15 protein-coding genes and 1 pseudogene are annotated in these 16,783 nt (G+C 39.2%); 13 read left to right on the top strand and 3 right to left on the bottom strand.

The annotated features are described in order from the left end of the window. Positions 1-497 precede the first annotated feature (497 nt). Entirely contained in the window at positions 498-2,585 is a 2,088-nt protein-coding gene (locus tag BN67_RS10855) for a lytic transglycosylase domain-containing protein (RefSeq protein ID WP_019224100.1), read from the bottom strand. 238 nt (positions 2,586-2,823) lie between these two features. Between BN67_RS10855 and dapA the strand changes: the two genes are divergently transcribed. Both dapA and smpB read left to right on the top strand, forming a co-directional pair. After that, on the top strand, positions 2,824-3,702 hold the full coding sequence (gene dapA, locus BN67_RS10850; RefSeq protein WP_019224099.1) for a 4-hydroxy-tetrahydrodipicolinate synthase: 879 nt from the start codon (positions 2,824-2,826) through the stop codon (positions 3,700-3,702). A gap of 26 nt (positions 3,703-3,728) precedes the next feature. After that, complete coding sequence (smpB, locus tag BN67_RS10845) at positions 3,729-4,205, top strand: SsrA-binding protein SmpB (protein WP_019224098.1); 477 nt, start codon at positions 3,729-3,731, stop codon at positions 4,203-4,205. Between the two features lie 364 nt (positions 4,206-4,569). Here the strand turns inward: smpB and BN67_RS15125 are convergent. Together BN67_RS15125 and BN67_RS10830 are read right to left on the bottom strand one after the other, a co-directional pair. Then, a pseudogene (locus BN67_RS15125) lies at positions 4,570-5,171 on the bottom strand (phage integrase central domain-containing protein); the annotation flags it as partial. Between the two features lie 195 nt (positions 5,172-5,366). Next, positions 5,367-6,035 carry a uracil-DNA glycosylase gene (locus tag BN67_RS10830; protein ID WP_026088294.1) on the bottom strand — a complete coding sequence of 223 codons (669 nt, stop codon included), beginning with the start codon at positions 6,033-6,035 and terminating at the stop codon, positions 5,367-5,369. A 1,032-nt stretch (positions 6,036-7,067) separates the two neighbouring features. Here BN67_RS10830 and rpoZ point away from each other — a divergent pair. From rpoZ to panB, 11 genes are all read left to right on the top strand, one after another. Further along, positions 7,068-7,463 (top strand): DNA-directed RNA polymerase subunit omega, encoded by a 396-nt coding sequence (gene rpoZ, locus BN67_RS10820; RefSeq protein ID WP_019224093.1) that lies wholly within the window; start codon positions 7,068-7,070, stop codon positions 7,461-7,463. Between the two features lie 136 nt (positions 7,464-7,599). Further along, on the top strand, positions 7,600-9,828 hold the full coding sequence (locus tag BN67_RS10815; protein ID WP_019224092.1) for a RelA/SpoT family protein: 2,229 nt from the start codon (positions 7,600-7,602) through the stop codon (positions 9,826-9,828). A 17-nt stretch (positions 9,829-9,845) separates the two neighbouring features. Then, the gene (pyrE, locus tag BN67_RS10810) at positions 9,846-10,424 is read left to right on the top strand and encodes an orotate phosphoribosyltransferase (RefSeq protein ID WP_019224091.1); all 579 of its coding nucleotides are present in this window, start codon (positions 9,846-9,848) and stop codon (positions 10,422-10,424) included. Between the two features lie 95 nt (positions 10,425-10,519). After that, positions 10,520-11,122 carry a DUF2062 domain-containing protein gene (locus tag BN67_RS10805; RefSeq protein ID WP_019224090.1) on the top strand — a complete coding sequence of 201 codons (603 nt, stop codon included), beginning with the start codon at positions 10,520-10,522 and terminating at the stop codon, positions 11,120-11,122. Continuing rightward, positions 11,119-11,520: a holo-ACP synthase gene (gene acpS / locus BN67_RS10800; RefSeq protein WP_019224089.1), complete on the top strand. Its 402-nt coding sequence runs from the start codon at positions 11,119-11,121 to the stop codon at positions 11,518-11,520. The genes BN67_RS10805 and acpS overlap by 4 nt, the downstream gene beginning before the upstream one ends. Positions 11,521-11,598: 78 nt before the next feature. Beyond that, positions 11,599-12,405, top strand: coding sequence for a signal peptidase I (lepB, locus tag BN67_RS10795; protein ID WP_019224088.1), 807 nt, complete (start codon positions 11,599-11,601; stop codon positions 12,403-12,405). Beyond that, a complete protein-coding gene (gene rnc / locus BN67_RS10790; protein ID WP_019224087.1) occupies positions 12,386-13,093 on the top strand; it encodes a ribonuclease III in 708 nt (235 codons plus the stop codon). The genes lepB and rnc overlap by 20 nt, the downstream gene beginning before the upstream one ends. After that, entirely contained in the window at positions 13,086-13,991 is a 906-nt protein-coding gene (era, locus tag BN67_RS10785; protein WP_019224086.1) for a GTPase Era, read from the top strand. The genes rnc and era overlap by 8 nt, the downstream gene beginning before the upstream one ends. After that, complete coding sequence (recO, locus tag BN67_RS10780; RefSeq protein ID WP_019224085.1) at positions 13,992-14,735, top strand: DNA repair protein RecO; 744 nt, start codon at positions 13,992-13,994, stop codon at positions 14,733-14,735. A gap of 23 nt (positions 14,736-14,758) precedes the next feature. Next, the gene (gene panC / locus BN67_RS10775) at positions 14,759-15,619 is read left to right on the top strand and encodes a pantoate--beta-alanine ligase (RefSeq protein WP_026088293.1); all 861 of its coding nucleotides are present in this window, start codon (positions 14,759-14,761) and stop codon (positions 15,617-15,619) included. Between the two features lie 2 nt (positions 15,620-15,621). Beyond that, positions 15,622-16,437: a 3-methyl-2-oxobutanoate hydroxymethyltransferase gene (panB, locus tag BN67_RS10770; protein WP_019224083.1), complete on the top strand. Its 816-nt coding sequence runs from the start codon at positions 15,622-15,624 to the stop codon at positions 16,435-16,437. Positions 16,438-16,783 lie beyond the last annotated feature (346 nt).

Here is a 16,783-nt window from a genome sequence, read left to right as displayed (position 1 = left end):
GGGCTAGGGTCTATGATTCTTTTCCTCTAAAACGAGTAGCCAAAATGTGGTTACGGAGTATAGTATTCAAAATCCTATTCCCAAACGTAAACTTAGAAATCTCAAACTTCTAATATATATAAAGAAAACAAAAAGTTATGTTTCGCAAAAATATACTTATCAATCTCTTTGAATGTTGAAACAATTTTGCTTGCTTGTACGTCATAAGCGGGATTGGCATGAGGGTAAAATTATAAGAAGAAAGGAGGAAAAGTGTTTCTCATGAACCGCCTTCATGCAAGAGCTGTCGTAACACAATGAGTTGGGAAATAGACTCTGAGCTGGTAAACATTACGATGGTGCAGGCTTGTTTACCCGTACGCTTATTCCATTTATGCGAGACAAGCAGGAGATATTTCTTGATTCAAGGTGCGAGGGTTTGTGATTAAGAGAATCTTCCAATATTGGGAGTTTGTACATTAAATTCTGAAAATTTATCTTTATAAATCAATAGTTTGCTATTCCCCGGAAAGAAGATCAGCTTTTATATCTGCTTTTCCAGTAAGTCTGGCTTTGTAAACCTCATAATTTTCCATAACACGCATCACATAATTACGCGTTTCTGTATAGGGAATACGTTCAATCCAGTCGATAACCTTATCAAGAGATTGTCCTCGAGGGTCACCATAACGTTTGATCCATTCATCGACACGACGAGGTCCTGCATTGTAACCAATAAGGGTTAAGATATAGGACCCGTTAAAACGTTCCAGTTGCTCGCTTAGAAAATAGGCACCTAATGTTGCATTATAACCAGCATCACTGCCCAGTTTTTTGGGTGACCATGTGATTGAATATTTTTGTGCAAGCGTTTTTGCTGTTGTAGGGAGCAATTGGAGTATTCCTTGTGCGCCTGCTCTTGATATGGCTGTTGGATTAAATTCACTTTCTTGGCGTGCAATTGCATAGATGAGTGCTTTTTTTGCTACAGGAATTTTAGCAGAGGATGGTATAGCACCGAGTGGATAGGACAGTGCACCAACATTTTTACCCTGAAAAGCAGCAGTTTTTCCGATTTTAAGACTGGTATAATAGTCCCCATTTTTTTCTGCCATAACAGCAAGAAGAGCTAATTCACCAGGGCTTTTCATTTTTTTTCCCAGTTCTCTATAAAAAAATTTAGCAAAATCAGCATAGCCAGCGGTCTCAAGGCGTTTAATAACTCTAATAGTTTCTCGTGCGCTAAAACGTTGTCTCTCAGTCGGGGTTGGTTTTGGCAAGAAAACCTTAAGCTTGTTTTGATGAAGTCGTGAAGCTGCTAATTGGCCATAATAGGTTGCACCAAAATGCGCTGCGTGATGAAAATAATTTTGAGCATTTTTATGTTCACCGAGATTTTCTGCAGCTCTTCCCATCCAATAATATCCGCGAGATACCGAAAGAGGTGTCGAAGATAAGTGGGGAATACGCGAAAAATGCTGCATTGCCAATTTCGGGTTATGAAGAAATCGTAATGCATACCACCCCGCATGGAATTCAGCATCAACAGCCAATGAGGAGGTCATATCAGTGTATGTTGCAACGAGTTGATAAGCAATTTTAGGTTTGTTTAAATCAAGCATTTCACGAGAAAGGGCACGCCTTTCTATCCACAATATATGAGGATCCATAAGATGTAACGTTTTTCGGGGTGTTTTCAGCATGAGTATTGCGGCTGCACTATATTGCCCAGTTCGCCGAAGATGGCGAATTTGAGCAAATTGTAAAAGAGGATTTGTTTGCCATGCTTGTTTCACAGCGCGTAATTTTTGTGTCGCTTTAGGATCATTTTTCTCGACAGCGATAAAAGCATGACAGAGAGACTGAGCATGTGCTAATTTTGCAACACGCTTAGCTGAATCAAAACGAGACGCATAAAGCATAAATTGCATGCGTTGGAGGTGGTCGATAGGCTTTAATGCAGCACCTGCGCTTTTAAGAACAAGCTCTTCTTCTTTTGCATTGAGCTTCGTTTTATACCACCACGGTGCGATGATTTGTCGAGCACGGGCTGTTTGCCCGGTTGCGATAAGTGCTTGAGCAAATAGAGCCATACCTTCTGCAGTGAGAGGGTGATGATGAGAAAATCTTTGAATAATTTTCTGTGCTAAATTGGTTTCATTAATAAAAGCACGTTCGGCATTGTGTTGCATAGTGATTATGCCGGGCCATCCTTTTAGCACATTAATTGCGTAAAATATTTCAGAACTTGGTATATTCGTTTGGTTAGACATACCGATAGCCCATGTCAAAATATGGCGATCAAGGCTATTCTTTTCCATTGAATTACGAAGGTTTATTGTGGTTACAATATCATTGTTTGAAAGGGCATCTAGCCCAGCCTTAAGTTGTTTGGAGGTAGGTGTGCTATGAGATGTTGTGTGGAACTCTTGTAGAGGTTGTTCGGTTTCTTTTTTTATCACAAGGGGGGCAGGACGCGCCAAGGGGATGGGGATTGTTTTGTGCAAAAGCGAGCTTTGTGCATCTGCTCTTGAAAATGAAATTGTGGTTGCCACTATAAGTGCAGTAGAGATTTGTAAAAAAGAGTAGAGAAATAATGCACGCATAGAGAAAAAGCCTTGAGACTTTATTTTTCAGAAACACGCAAAATTTCTAGAACAGAAGCATGAAAAACTGGTTAATAGAGGCGGATTCTTTATAGAAATCTTTAGAAATGAAGGAGACATATGCTAAATTTTATAAGAGCTAGAAATTCATCTTGCTTCAAGGATAGAGCAAGATTATGCTCCATTCTTGGCAATTTATAAAGGCTATTTAAAAAAGAAAATATATAGGGAGTTTACTATGCTCAAGGGAGCTGTGACAGCACTCATCACACCATTTAATGATAAGGGTGCTGTTGATGAGACAACGTTCTGCAATTTTATTGAGTGGCAAATTGCACAAGGTATTCATGGTGTAAGTCCTGTTGGGACAACGGGAGAGTCACCAACTTTAAGTCATGAAGAACATAAGAGGGTTGTAGAATTATGTGTTGAGAAGGTTGCTAAGCGTGTTCCTGTTATTGCTGGGGCTGGATCAAATAGTACAAGTGAGGCTGTAGAGCTTGCGCAACATGCACAAAAAGCTGGTGCAGATGCGGTTTTGGTGGTGACCCCTTATTATAACAAACCTAGTCAGCGTGGCTTATATACGCATTATTCTTCCATTGCGAAATCTATTTCTATACCCATTATAATTTATAATATTCCCGGTCGTTCTGTCATTGATATGACTGTGGGTACAATGAAAGATCTTTGCCGGGATTTTAAAAATATCGTTGGTGTGAAGGATGCAACAAGCAAAATTGAGCGTGCTAGTGAACAGCGAGAAAAATGTGGGAAGGAGTTTATGCAGCTTTCGGGTGATGATTCTACAGCATTAGGTTTTAATGCGCATGGAGGTGTGGGATGTATTTCTGTTTCATCCAATGTTGCTCCAAAACTCTGTGCAGAGCTTCATGCTGCTTGTTTGCGTGGTGATTATAAGACGGCGCTAGAATTAAATGATCGTTTGATGCCTCTCAATCGCGCCGTATTTATTGAACCAAGTCCTGCAGGTATTAAATATGCTGCTGCAAAATTAGGGCTTTGTGGTGAGAAGGTTCGTTCCCCGATTGTTCCATTAGCAGAGACGACAAAGAAAACGATTGATGCGGCACTACGCCATGCGGGTCTTCTTTAAAGAATAACATAATATTGAATAAAGCCATGAACAAGAAAAAGAACGCGCCAGTACGAAAAATAATTGCCGACAATCGTAAAGCACGTTTTAATTATGAAATTCTCGATAATCTTGAGGCTGGTCTTGTGCTTCAGGGAGCAGAGGTGAAGTCTTTGCGTTCCAATCATGCAAATATTGCTGAAAGTTATGCAAGCTTTGAAAATGGGGAATTATGGTTAGTAAACAGCTATATTCCTGAATATACGCAAGCTAATCGTTTTAATCATGAGCCGCGTCGTTTACGTAAATTATTAATTTCAAAACGTGAGATGAAACGTTTTTTTAACGCAACGTCTCGTGAAGGAATGACACTGGTCCCCCTTAAACTTTACTTTAATGAAAAAGGGCGTGCTAAGTTAGAAATTGCTCTTGCACGTGGAAAAAAGCTTCATGATAAACGTGAAACAGAAAAGAAACGTGATTGGGGGCGTGAAAAAGCAAGACTTTTAAAAAGATATGGATAACAAGGTTGATCTGTCTATTTTTAAAAGCAAAGAAAGGAGGGGTTGTACATAGATTTCAATATATCTTAGCGGCCTTTTTGCTTTTAATAAAAAAGAAGCTCTTCTCATTCCTTGCACGCATGCTGCATATCCATGTCATTTGCGTGTATAAGTCTTCATGATCTTTTCAGGTATTTGCTGTCGTTTATTATGATGCAGAATATTGTAGATTGCGCGTATTATGAAGATGAAAAGAGGGTGAAAAGTTGGAAATTGTCTTTGCACGTAGGAAAAAGCTTCATGATAAATGTAAAACAGAAAAGAAATGTGATTAGGGGCATGAAAAAGCAAGGCTTAAGATAAGGATAACAGGATGAATATATGTTTTTGAGGAATCTAAGAGGGCGTGTGTTTTCGCTGTTGCTTGTAAATCAACATCCAATTCCAATGGAGCAGCATATTTAAAACAAAGATTCAGGCGAATGAGCGCTTTCTCTGCGGTTGCAGCTTTTGTATGCCATATGGGGGCAAGCGTATCGCGTATCTCTGTTTGTGTAATTTCTGAAATGGGAAGACAGCCTCATCTGGGGAGTACATAAAGTTGTAAAGGTAAAAATCAATACCCATCCTTATCATCATCCTTTAATTCGGCTTTACGGCTTTCAAAAGTCTCTAAAGCAATATCTTTAGGAGAATGAAGGTTATGCATTATCCCACACTTTTGTTTCTCACGTTCTTTATATAGGGTTATGACCTTCACGCAAAACACAGCACTACCGTGTTGCATGTTCACGAGCTTGTTTTAAAGAGATAGCTCTGAGAAGCCTCAAAGCCCATCGCGGTATCGTCCGTGAATTGTATAATGATAAATCCATTGTGCACCACCATCTTCATGTTTATAAAGGTGAAAAGCCGGCACCACCACTCACTTTACCAGCACATGGGTATTGCAACAACTCTTGCGTGAAGGCGGTTCATGAGAGGTATCTCTCCTTCTTTCCTCACTCGTTTTTATCCACATACCAATTCTATTGATGACGTACAAGCAAGCGAATAAAATTGCTTTAACATTAAAGAAATTTGAAAGGGGAGAAGCTTATGGGTATTCGAGGCTATGATTCAAGGTGAATAACGACAAATTATTCTTATAAATCAATGTATTGTTGAGGTGCTCAAGAAACTTTAGCATTGGTCCAGATATGCTTTTGCCGCTTCGAAAATCTGATGAAACATGGCATCTGTTAAGCGTCCAGTATTGGTATTATAACGTGAACAGTGATAGCTTGAAAAGATACGTAGTCTTCCAACGTTATTGATTTCTCCATGTCCAAAAGGGTGGGCTAAAATTTTTGCATTGAGGGCGCGTAGTGTTGAATTATGTGCAATAGTGCCCAGGGTGATCACAGCTTTAAGTTTTGGAAGGTTTGTTAAAAGGGGTGAAAAGAAAGATCGACAAGTGTTGATTTCTATACCAGTGGGCTTATTTTCCGGCGGAACACAACGCACTGAGTTAACAATTGCTGCATCAATCAATTCAAGGTTATCATCTGCTCTTTCTGCAAAGGTACCTTGGGCAAAGCCAAATTTTTTTAAAGTAGAATAAAGTAAGTGTCCAGCATAATCACCAGTAAACGGGCGTCCCGTGCGATTTGCTCCGCGTAATCCAGGCGCAAGACCAACAATAAGAAGTCGGGTTGTCGCAGCACCTTTATAAGGAAAAAAAGGGCGCACTGGTGCATTATACCAGCTTGGTTCTTTCATACGCCAGTCGGAGATGAAATTGTGTAAGCGAGGACATAAATTGCAATTTTTTGGTGGTTCTGGGCACAGTGAGGTTAATTGGCTATTCATGAGGAGGCATTAATCACTTTGTTGTAAAAATTTTAGGATTACTTTCTATGAAGTGTATGGCGGATTATATCTTTATAAACAATCATAATGAACATAAATAAGCGATTTCATAATATCATTTAACATAAAATGATTGCAAACTCTTTTGCAAAGAATAAAATCACACGGTATTTGATTTGAGGAATAGGGAAGTTAAGAAGTATATTGTTTAATGGAATAAGGTCTTTCATTGATAATGAATAGGCATATGGTCAACAATGAATGTGAGGCTATTGTATCGCAAAAGACTGTGAATCAATTGGAATGGTTGAGAGAAATTTTGAAAGTGGTTGCTCTCAAGGAGAGGAACGTTTTATCAGAAAAATGTATCTTCTTAATGGGGCACGACTCTTGCGCAAAATAGAATGCCACCTACGTTGCATTGTTCACAGGCTTGTTTTAAAGAGACATCTCTTAGAGTTTTTCTAAGCTCATTTCGCGGAAGCGTTTGTGAATTGTATAACGATAAATCCATTGAACACAACCATCTTCATGTTTATAAAAGTACAAGCCGGCACACACTCTCTCTTTACCAACTTATAGTATATTTACTCGCCTTATGAGATTGCGATAACCCTTGCATGAAAGCGGTTCATGAGAGGCATTTTCCTCCTTTCTTTTATAGTTTTTATTCATATGTCAATCCGCTGAGTGTGTAAAGCCAAGTGAAAAAAATTGATTTAACATCAAGAGATTTGAAATAAGAGAATCTTACAATATTCAAGGCTATGATTGAAGGTTTATAATGCTTATTCGTCGTTATAAACAATGTGTTCTGTTTGTTGTAATCTGCTTCTTTGAGAATCTTTTATTTATGGCCGTATCGGTCAGCGATTTTAATATTATGTGTTTTGGATAAAAGTCCAAGATTTTTTTTAATAAGCTCTTTAGAGTAAAAAAAGAGAAGAGCTTGTATTGTTTTTCTTGTGTTTTATTGTGGTTTTTGTATATATTCTAAGGAAGTTTTTTTAAACCTTTAAGAAAGAGGCATAAATGGCTCGTGTAACGGTAGAAGATTGCATTGATAAAGTCGATAACCGCTTTGAGTTGGTGCTTTTAGCAGGGCATCGGGCACGTCAGATTTCACAGGGTGCACAGATTACGGTTGATCGTGATAATGATAAAAATCCAGTCGTTGCTCTGCGTGAAATAGCAGAAGAGACATTATCTCCGGCTGATTTGAAAGAAGATCTTATTCATTCGTTGCAAAAACATGTGGAAGTTGATGAGCCAGAAATGGCAAGAGAATTTATATCACATTCAGGTGAAGCAGAAAGTATTTTTGGTACGTCATTAGAAGAAGGCAGTTCATTTGACAATATGTCGGAAGAAGATCTTTTAGCAGGTATAGAAGGTTTGGTTGTTCCAGAGAAAAGTGACGATTATTGATTGCGGTGATTGATGTTGCGGTAATGGGTGTATGAATGAGTGATATGTTCGTGAGAATGTTTTTTCTTGTTTTTGATTGATGAAGTATTCCTATTCAATTAAAGGTTAGTTTGTGAGAAGATAAGGATATGCTCGAATGATGCGTCAGTGTGAGCTTGTTGAGCGTGTTCAACGTTACAAGTCTGACGTAGATGAGGAACTATTAAATAGAGCCTATGATTACGCATTACGAAAGCATGGTCATCAGAAGCGTGCTTCGGGTGATCTTTATTTTTCTCATCCCTTAGAAGTTGCCACTATTTTGACAGATATGCGGTTGGATGAGGCGACAATCGCTGTTGCTCTTTTGCATGATACGATTGAAGATACGAGCGCTACACGAGCAGAAATTGATCAGCTTTTTGGATCTGAAATTGGTAAGTTGGTTGAAGGACTTACAAAGCTCAATAAGCTTGATCTTGTCTCAAAAAAGGCAGTGCAAGCAGAGAATCTTCGTAAACTTCTTATTGCTATTTCTGATGATGTCCGTGTTTTATTAGTTAAGCTTGCCGATCGTCTTCATAATATGCGCACTCTTGGTGTTATGCGTGATGACAAGCGGCGGCGAATTGCAGAGGAAACCATGGATATTTATGCGCCACTTGCAGGTCGTATGGGTATGCAAGATATGCGTGAGGAATTAGAGGATCTCTCTTTCTTTTATTTAAATCCAGAAGGTTATCGTACGATTACGAATCGACTTTCCGAATTATCGAAGCACAATCGTGATGTGCTTTTTAGGATTGAAAATGAATTGACAAAGCTTTTTTTGAAGAATGGCATTAAAGCGGATGTTAAAAGCCGTCAGAAAAAGTCCTATTCAGTCTTTCGTAAAATGGAAAACAAAGCACTGTCTTTTGAACAGTTATCCGATATTTTTGGATTTCGTGTTATTGTTGAAACAGTGAATGACTGTTATCGTGCTCTTGGAATTATTCATACGACGTGGCCAATGGTTCCTGGTCGTTTTAAAGATTATATTTCTATACCAAAGCAGAATGATTATCGTTCTATACATACGACGATTGTAGGACCTTCAAGACAACGGGTTGAATTACAAATTAGAACAGAAGTTATGGATGAAGTTGCTGAATATGGTGTCGCTGCACATTCTATTTATAAAGACTACGGCTCTCGTTATTCGCCTACGAAATTATCAAGTGAAACCAACGCTTATGCATGGTTGCGTCAAACCATACAATCCTTATCTGATGGAGACAATCCGGAAGAGTTTTTAGAACATACAAAACTTGAGCTTTTTCAAGATCAAGTTTTTTGTTTTACGCCAAAGGGGCAGTTGATTGCCTTTCCAAAAGGTGCGACTCCTATCGATTTTGCTTATGCAGTTCATACCGATATTGGTAATTCTTGTGTGGGGGTAAAAATTAATGGGCGTATTATGCCTCTTATGACCAAATTAAAAAACGGTGATGAAGTTGATATTATACGTTCACAAGCGCAAATTCCCCCAGCAGCGTGGGAACTTCTTGTTGTAACGGGAAAAGCACGTTCAGCCATTCGTAGAGCAACCCGCGCAGCAGTACGTAAGCAATATTCGGGTTTGGGGTACCGTATACTTGAGCGTTCGTTTGAATATATGGGAAAGCAATTTTCAAAAGATATCCTTAAGCAAGTTTTGCCACGTTTAGCACGCAAAGATGTGGAAGATGTTTTAGCTGCTGTTGGGCGTGGTGAATTACCTTCAGCTGATGTGATGAAAGCAGTGTATCCTGATTATCAAGATCATCGGGTGGTCCAAAAGTCTTCTTTTAAATCCGGGGAAGAAGGTTGGTTTAACATTGAAAATGCTCAAGGAATGATTTTTAAAGTTCCGGAAAATGAAAAGGATGCAACTATAGAGAAAAAACGTCAATCTAAAGCGTTACCTATTCGAGGAACCGGTGGAGATATTCCTGTACGGTTTTCTCCAGAAGGAGCAGTGCCGGGAGATCGGATCGTTGGTATTATGCAACCAGGGGCGGGGATTGTGATTTATCCGATACAGTCTTCTGCTTTGATGGCGTATGATGATCAGCCAGAGCGATGGATTGATGTTCGTTGGGATATTGATGCTCAAATGAGTGAACGTTTTCCTGCTAGGATCCATCTTTTGGTTGTCAATAGTCCTGGTTCTTTGGCAGAAATTACGCAAGTGATTTCTAGCAATGATGCCAATATCCAAAATTTATCTTTTGTCCGAACAGCATCAGACTTCACAGAAATTATGATTGATCTGGAGGTTTGGGATTTAAAACATTTAAATCGTATTTTTTCTCAGCTAAAAGAGGTTGGTTCGGTGAGTACAGTAAAACGGGTTCATGGATGAAAAAGAGAGATTTTTCGATGAATACACAAGATGTGATTGATATTTTTAAGCAAGCAGATGCTATTTTGGAAGGACATTTCATTTTAACATCAGGCCGTCATAGCGCTATCTATATGCAGAAGGCAAAAGTGTTTATGCATGCTGATTTGACCGAAAAACTATGCCGTGAATTAGCTGAAAAAATCAAAAAATCTGTTGAAGGAAAAATTGATTATGTGGTTGGTCCTGCGATTGGTGGTCTTATTCCTTCGTATGAAATTTCACGTCACCTTGGTATTCCTTCTCTGTGGGTAGAACGTGTCAATGGTGTATTTGAGTTGCGTCGTTTCGAAATTAAGAAGGGCGTACGGGTTGTGATTGTTGAGGATATTGTGACAACGGGTCTTTCTATCCGTGAAACTATTGAGGCTCTTGTTGCAGCAGGAGCGGAAGTGGTAGCAAGTGCATGTATTCTTGACCGTTCTGGAGGGCAAGTTGATGTTGGTGTCCCATTAATTGCTCTTGCCGAATACGAGGTAGCATCTTATGCGAGCGATGCACTCCCTGCGGAACTTGCAATGCTTCCAGCTGTTAAACCAGGAAGTCGAAACATTTAGGTATTTTTATATTTTTTGTTTTTATGTAAAACGTTCAGCAACTAATTTGCATCCTATGGGATTTTATTGTCACAAGCTACATAATTGAGAGTTATATGCTTTTTCGTCGTAGAGAATCAACAGATTTTGTTAAGCGTATTCGGTTGCTTTTATGGCCGCGTCGTTCATTTTCTCGCTCATTTTCTTATATACATAAGCGTATTTTGCGTATATCAGCGACACCGCATAAAGTGGCGTTAGGGTTTGCTATCGGTATTTTTTTAGCTTGTTCGCCTCTTTTTGGGCTACATATCGTTTTAGCAATATTTTTTTCTTGGCTCTTGCGTGCAAATTTTGCAGCGGCGATTATTGGTACTGTTTTTTCTAATCCGTTGACATTTTTATTGATTGTTATGGCTGACTATAAGGTAGGTTATCTTTTGTTATCGCTTTTTAGCAATGTCAATGAGATCTCTCTTTCACAGATTCGCGCTCTGTTCAGTGGATTAGAATTGTCAAATATATCTCTACTTTTTAAAGGCGCATGGGATTCGATCATGAGACCAATGATCTTAGGTAGTACCCTTTTGGGCTTTGTTTTGGGCGGTTTATCTTATATAGGTGTTTATAGAGCAATTGCTCGTTTTCAACAAAAGCGCTATCAAAAGATTATAAAAAAAAAGCATTTGCGGCGAAAAAAATCGGATAATATTTTATGATTGTTGGTCTTGGAAATGATCTTATCGATATAAGGCGCATTGAGAGAATTTTGGTTCGTTATGGGGATCATTTTATTCAACGTATTTTTACCGATATTGAGCAGATAAAATCTGAAAATCTTCAAAAAAGATCTTCTTTTTATGCTAAAAGATTTGCTGCCAAAGAGGCATGTGCTAAAGCTTTGGGAACAGGAATTGCTTATGGTGTAGGGTGGAAAGACATGGGAGTGGTCAATTTACCATCCGGGAAACCAATCATGAAACTGACAGATCGTGCGCAACAACAATTACAAAAATTATTGCCTCCTCATTATGAAGATGTCATTCATCTAAGCATAACGGATGATTTCCCGTGGGCGCAGGCATTTGTCATTATTGAAGCGTTGCCGCGTGGATAGTGTGGGAAATTGTGTTTTTGTTTTTGAAACATTATGATAAAAAAGTGAATAATATTCGTAATGAGAAGGTAGTTTATAATGAGAGAGAAAGTACGTAAAAAGGAAGAAAAAGGTGGAATTTTTGAATTCATTGTTGTTTTGATACAAGCTTTGTGCTTAGCAGCAGTTATTCGAACACTTTTTTTTCAGCCTTTTAGTATACCTTCTGGTTCCATGCGTCCTACTTTGTTGGTGGGCGATTATCTTTTTGTTTCTAAGTATTCATATGGGTATTCTCGTTTTTCTATGCCTTTTTCACCGCCTCTTTTTTCGGGCCGTATTTGGGCATCTCAACCTCGTCGTGGAGATGTTGTTGTTTTTCGTTTACCGAGTAATCCAAAAGTTGATTATATCAAACGTGTTGTTGGGCTACCGGGAGATCGTATACAGGTTCGTCAAAGTGTTCTTTATATTAATGATGAGGCGGTTCCACGTCGCTTTATGGGAAAGATTGATAATTATGATATAACGGAAGTCAATTATCCGGTGAATGTTTATCGCGAGACGATGCTGAATGGTGTCAGCTACGATACGCTTGATTTAGCTTTTATTCCGCAAGTTGATGACACAGAAGTTTTTGAAGTTCCGGCCGAGCATTATTTTATGATGGGCGATAACCGTGATAATTCAGATGATAGCCGTTTGGGTGTAGGTTATGTGCCAGAGGAAAATCTGGTTGGGCGGGCAAGTATGATTTTTTTCTCTATTCGGAATGGTTCAAGTGCTTGGCAGATTTGGCGCTGGCCATTTGATGTACGTTGGGGGCGTTTATTTTCTTTTATCAATACTGTTCATGATTTGCCTCTTATCAAGCAAGGAAACGACGATGAAGCGTCCAATGATTGATCAACTTGAGAAGTTGACGGGGCATCGTTTTAAAAATGAAGAAAGATTAAAAAGAGCATTAACGCATTCTAGTGTACAAGATTCAGAGCAGGGGAACTACGAGCGACTAGAATTTCTAGGTGATCGCGTTCTAGGGCTTTTGATTGCAGAAATGCTGTATCAATTTTTTCCACAGGCAAGTGAAGGTGAGTTATCTGTGCGCCTAAACGGTCTGGTAAATGCACACACATGTGCCGAAATCGCGCGAGAAATGGGTTTGGCTGAAATGATCCATGTTGGTTTTGAGATGAGAAACTTTGAGGGGCGCCGTCTTATCAATATGCATGCAGATGTGGTAGAGGCTTTGATTGCTGTCATATATCTTGATGGAGGCTTGGAAAGTGTTCGGCCTTTTATTCAAAAATATTGGCAAAGTCGGGCAAAACAAATGGATGCTGATCGACGTGATGCTAAGACAGAGTTACAGGAATGGGCGCATATACAGGGCAATGTACAACCGCATTATCGGGTTATAAAGCGTTCTGGTCCAGATCATGATCCTATTTTTATGGTAGAAGTAAGCGTTTCTGGTTTTGCACCAGAAACTGGGCAGGGCAGTTCTAAAAGATATGCTGAAAGAATGGCGGCTGAAAAAATTTTACGACGAGAAGGTGTATGGGAAGCAATGAGAAAGAGTAGTCATGGATGACGTTATAAAAACGCGTTCTGGTTTTGTTGTGCTGATTGGAATGCCTAATGCTGGTAAATCCACATTGGTGAATCGGTTAGTTGGAGAGAAGGTTTCAATTGTAACCCATAAGGTACAAACAACACGAACTTTGATCCGTGGTATTGTCATGCATGATAATACGCAAATTGTGTTGATTGATACTCCAGGTGTTTTTCATCCTCACAAACGATTAGAACGTGCGATGGTGTCGGCTGCGTGGGGAAGCGCTAAGAGTGCTGATGTCTTGCTTGTTTTGATTGATGTTCAAAATGGGCTTTCGGATGATGTTTATGCCATGTTAGACATTGTAAAAAATGTTAAACAAGATAAAATTCTTGTCCTTAATAAAATTGATACAGTTGCGAAAGAGTCTCTTTTAGCTTTAACCGCAAAGATTAATGAACGTGTAAAGTTTGTGCAGACATTTATGATTTCTGCTCTAAACGGTTCTGGCTGTCAAGATTTGCTTCATGCGTTGAGTTCCATGATGCAGGAGGGGCCATGGTACTATCCAGAAGACCAAATTTCGGATATGCCCATGCGTCATCTTGCTGCTGAAGTTACGCGCGAAAAGCTTTTTCTTCGCCTTCATGATGAACTCCCTTATTCCTCAACCGTTGAAACAGAAAACTGGGAAGAGCGTTCAGATGGTTCAGTGAAAATTAATCAAGTGATTTATGTAGAGCGTGAGAGTCAGAAAAAAATTGTTTTAGGAGCAAAAGGTGAGACAATCAAAGTGATTGGTCGAACAGCACGGAAAGAATTAATGGAAATTATGAACCAGAAGGTTCATCTTTTTCTTTTTGTAAAGGTGCGTGACAATTGGGATAGTGATCCAGAACGTTATCGTGAAATGGGATTGGATTTTTTAAATTAGATGAAATGGAAGGAACAAGCCATTATCCTTGGTACGCGCCAACATGGCGAAACGAATGTTATTCTTGAAATTATGACACGTCAGCATGGCCGTCATATGGGGGTCGTAAAAGGGGGGCGTTCGCGTCGCATGGCTGCTCTTCTTCAACCTGGAAATTTTGTTGAAGCTGAATGGTGGGCCCGTCTAGATGAACATTTAGGGCTTTTTCGGCTTGAAGCACTTGATTTACATGCAGCGCGATTAATTGTTTTACCAGAAGCACTTTATGCTTTGCAGGTGATGGCGTTTCATTTGCGTCTTCTTCCTGAGCGTGATCCACATCCTCTTTTATATGATATGTTATATCTTTTTATGCAGAATTTTGATGAATGCTCTGTCATTGCAGAATTGCTTGTACGTTTTGAAATGCGGCTTCTTGAAGAGCTTGGTTTTGGGCTTGATTTATCTCATTGTGCTGTAACAGGGCGTCAAGAAGGGCTTTGTTATGTTTCACCAAAATCGGGGCGGGCTATATGTGAGGAAGCAGGGCGTCCTTGGAAAGAAAAGCTTTTAACCTTACCACAGTTTCTTGTGCAACGAACGATTCGTCCTGGAGATTTTAGTGACATAATAAATGGTTTTATTTTAACAGGCTTTTTTTTAATGCGCCATGTTTGGGAACCACGAGATATCAAACAGCCCTCGGTGCGCATAAATTTGATACAATTGTTTGAACGGCAGTTTCGTATACAAGCGTTAATTTGATCAATCATGATGAGAATGTGAAGATGCAAATCTTAAAAACGATTGCGGAAGTACGCCAATATATTACAGAAGAAAAACGTTTAGGTCTTTCAATTGGTTTTGTTCCCACCATGGGGGCATTACATGATGGTCATCTTGCATTGGTACAAAAATCAAGAGTAATGTGTGATCGAAGTGTGGTTTCTATTTTTGTTAATCCAAAGCAATTTGGTCCCCATGAAGATTTTGATAAATATCCAAGAGATTTAATGGGCGATTGTGCATTATTAAAAAAAGCGGACGTTGAATATGTTTTTGCACCTTCTGTAGAAGAAATGTGGCCACCAGGAAATGAGACCATTGTAAAGGTAGAAAAATTATCACGTATTTTGATGGGGAGATTGCGTCCAGGGCATTTTTGTGGTGTGACCAGTGTCGTTGCTAAGCTTTTTAATATTGTTCAGCCAGATAAGGCTTTTTTTGGGGAAAAGGATTTTCAACAAATTTCGATTATTCGGCGTATGGTAAAAGATTTGGCTTTTCCCATTGAAATTATTGGAGTCCCTATTTCTCGTGAAGAAGATGGTGTTGCACGTTCTTCACGTAATCAACTTTTGACATTAGAAGATCGTAAAGCTGCCAAAATAATTCCTGAAAGTGGTTGGGCTGCTGAAAAGCTTTATCATGAAGGTGAACGTTCGGTTGGTAAATTATGCAAAATTGTTCGCGATATTTTACGAAAAGAGTCACGTGCACGCATTGAATCAATTGATTTACGGGATATGGAAACTTTATGTGTGGCGAAAGGAAAATTAGAAAAACCTGCAGTTTTACTTCTCACTGTTCGTTTTGGTGAGGTGAAGCTTATTGATCAATATATATTACAAGAGAAAAGAGAAAATTGAAAATGAGTGTACATAAAACGATAAAGCGTATAACCACTTCTGAAATACGATCAAGAAAAGGACAAAAGCCGATTGTTTCTTTAACAGCTTATCAGGCTTATACTGCACGAATTGCTGATCCTTATTGTGATTTTCTTTTGGTAGGTGATAGCCTTGGTATGGTTGTGTATGGATTTGAGACAACGCTTCCTGTAAGTTTAGATATGATGATTTTGCACGGGCAGGCGGTCGTTCGTGGGTCTAAGAGGGCTCTTGTGGTTGTTGATATGCCTTTTGGATCTTATGAAAAAAGTCCAGAACAAGCTTTTGCTAATGCGTCGCGTATTCTTGCACAAACAGGATGTGGTGCAGTGAAGCTTGAAGGTGGTGTTTCTATGGCAGAGACGATTAACTTCTTGTGTAAGCGCGGTATTCCAGTTATGGCGCATATTGGTCTTACGCCACAAGCGGTGAATCATTTAGGTGGTTTTAAAACACAAGGGCGCAAGGAGGGTGATTGGCAAAGAATTGAAGCCGATGGAGCGGCAATTGAAGAGGCGGGTGCTTTTTCTGTTGTTGTGGAAGGAGTTGTAGAACCTTTAGCGGTGAAGCTGACAGAAAAACTTTCTATTCCAACCATTGGTATTGGTGCTTCCAATCAGTGTGATGGACAGGTATTGGTTATGGAAGATATGTTAGGTTATGGTGCTTATGTACCAAAATTTGTGCGCCGTTATGGTGCTCTTGAACAGGCGATGGAGACTGCGATCAAGAATTATGCAGAAGACGTCACCTCTCGTGCTTTCCCAACGGATGAGGAAGTCTATAAACTAAAATAAATCCAGTTTAATTAAAAAAATATGATAAGCGAGCATTTATTATTAAGTCTAGATAATGGAGTCATGACCTTCACGTAAAACAAAACGCTACCGTATTGAATGTTCACGGGCTTTTTTTTAAGAGACATGTCTTAGAGCCCCTAAGCCCATTTCATGGCGCTGTTGCTTGAATTGTATCACAATAAGTCTTGTATACGAATAAACTCCATTGCGCACCACCTTATAAAAGGACAAACCGACCCTATCATTCTCTTTACTAAATCATAGTATTGCGACAGCCCTTGCATGAAGGCAGTTCATGAAAGGATTTTTTCTCCTTTCTTCTGTAATTTTACTCTCATACCAA

Source organism: Bartonella rattaustraliani AUST/NH4 (genome assembly GCF_000312565.1).
Lineage (GTDB): Bacteria > Pseudomonadota > Alphaproteobacteria > Rhizobiales > Rhizobiaceae > Bartonella > Bartonella rattaustraliani.
The sequence above is the reverse complement of the archived record's forward strand: the minus strand, read 5'-3'. Positions and strand labels throughout refer to the sequence as shown.

Bases quoted from the DNA above. Each gene is read 5' to 3' on its own strand.
- BN67_RS10855 (WP_019224100.1), bottom strand. From the start codon at position 2,585: ATGCGTGCATTATTTCTCTACTCTTTTTTACAAATCTCTACTGCACTT.
- dapA (WP_019224099.1), top strand. From the start codon at position 2,824: ATGCTCAAGGGAGCTGTGACAGCACTCATCACACCATTTAATGATAAG.
- smpB (WP_019224098.1), top strand. From the start codon at position 3,729: ATGAACAAGAAAAAGAACGCGCCAGTACGAAAAATAATTGCCGACAAT.
- BN67_RS10830 (WP_026088294.1), bottom strand. From the start codon at position 6,035: ATGAATAGCCAATTAACCTCACTGTGCCCAGAACCACCAAAAAATTGC.
- rpoZ (WP_019224093.1), top strand. From the start codon at position 7,068: ATGGCTCGTGTAACGGTAGAAGATTGCATTGATAAAGTCGATAACCGC.
- BN67_RS10815 (WP_019224092.1), top strand. From the start codon at position 7,600: ATGATGCGTCAGTGTGAGCTTGTTGAGCGTGTTCAACGTTACAAGTCT.
- pyrE (WP_019224091.1), top strand. From the start codon at position 9,846: ATGAATACACAAGATGTGATTGATATTTTTAAGCAAGCAGATGCTATT.
- BN67_RS10805 (WP_019224090.1), top strand. From the start codon at position 10,520: ATGCTTTTTCGTCGTAGAGAATCAACAGATTTTGTTAAGCGTATTCGG.
- acpS (WP_019224089.1), top strand. From the start codon at position 11,119: ATGATTGTTGGTCTTGGAAATGATCTTATCGATATAAGGCGCATTGAG.
- lepB (WP_019224088.1), top strand. From the start codon at position 11,599: ATGAGAGAGAAAGTACGTAAAAAGGAAGAAAAAGGTGGAATTTTTGAA.
- rnc (WP_019224087.1), top strand. From the start codon at position 12,386: ATGAAGCGTCCAATGATTGATCAACTTGAGAAGTTGACGGGGCATCGT.
- era (WP_019224086.1), top strand. From the start codon at position 13,086: ATGGATGACGTTATAAAAACGCGTTCTGGTTTTGTTGTGCTGATTGGA.
- recO (WP_019224085.1), top strand. From the start codon at position 13,992: ATGAAATGGAAGGAACAAGCCATTATCCTTGGTACGCGCCAACATGGC.
- panC (WP_026088293.1), top strand. From the start codon at position 14,759: ATGCAAATCTTAAAAACGATTGCGGAAGTACGCCAATATATTACAGAA.
- panB (WP_019224083.1), top strand. From the start codon at position 15,622: ATGAGTGTACATAAAACGATAAAGCGTATAACCACTTCTGAAATACGA.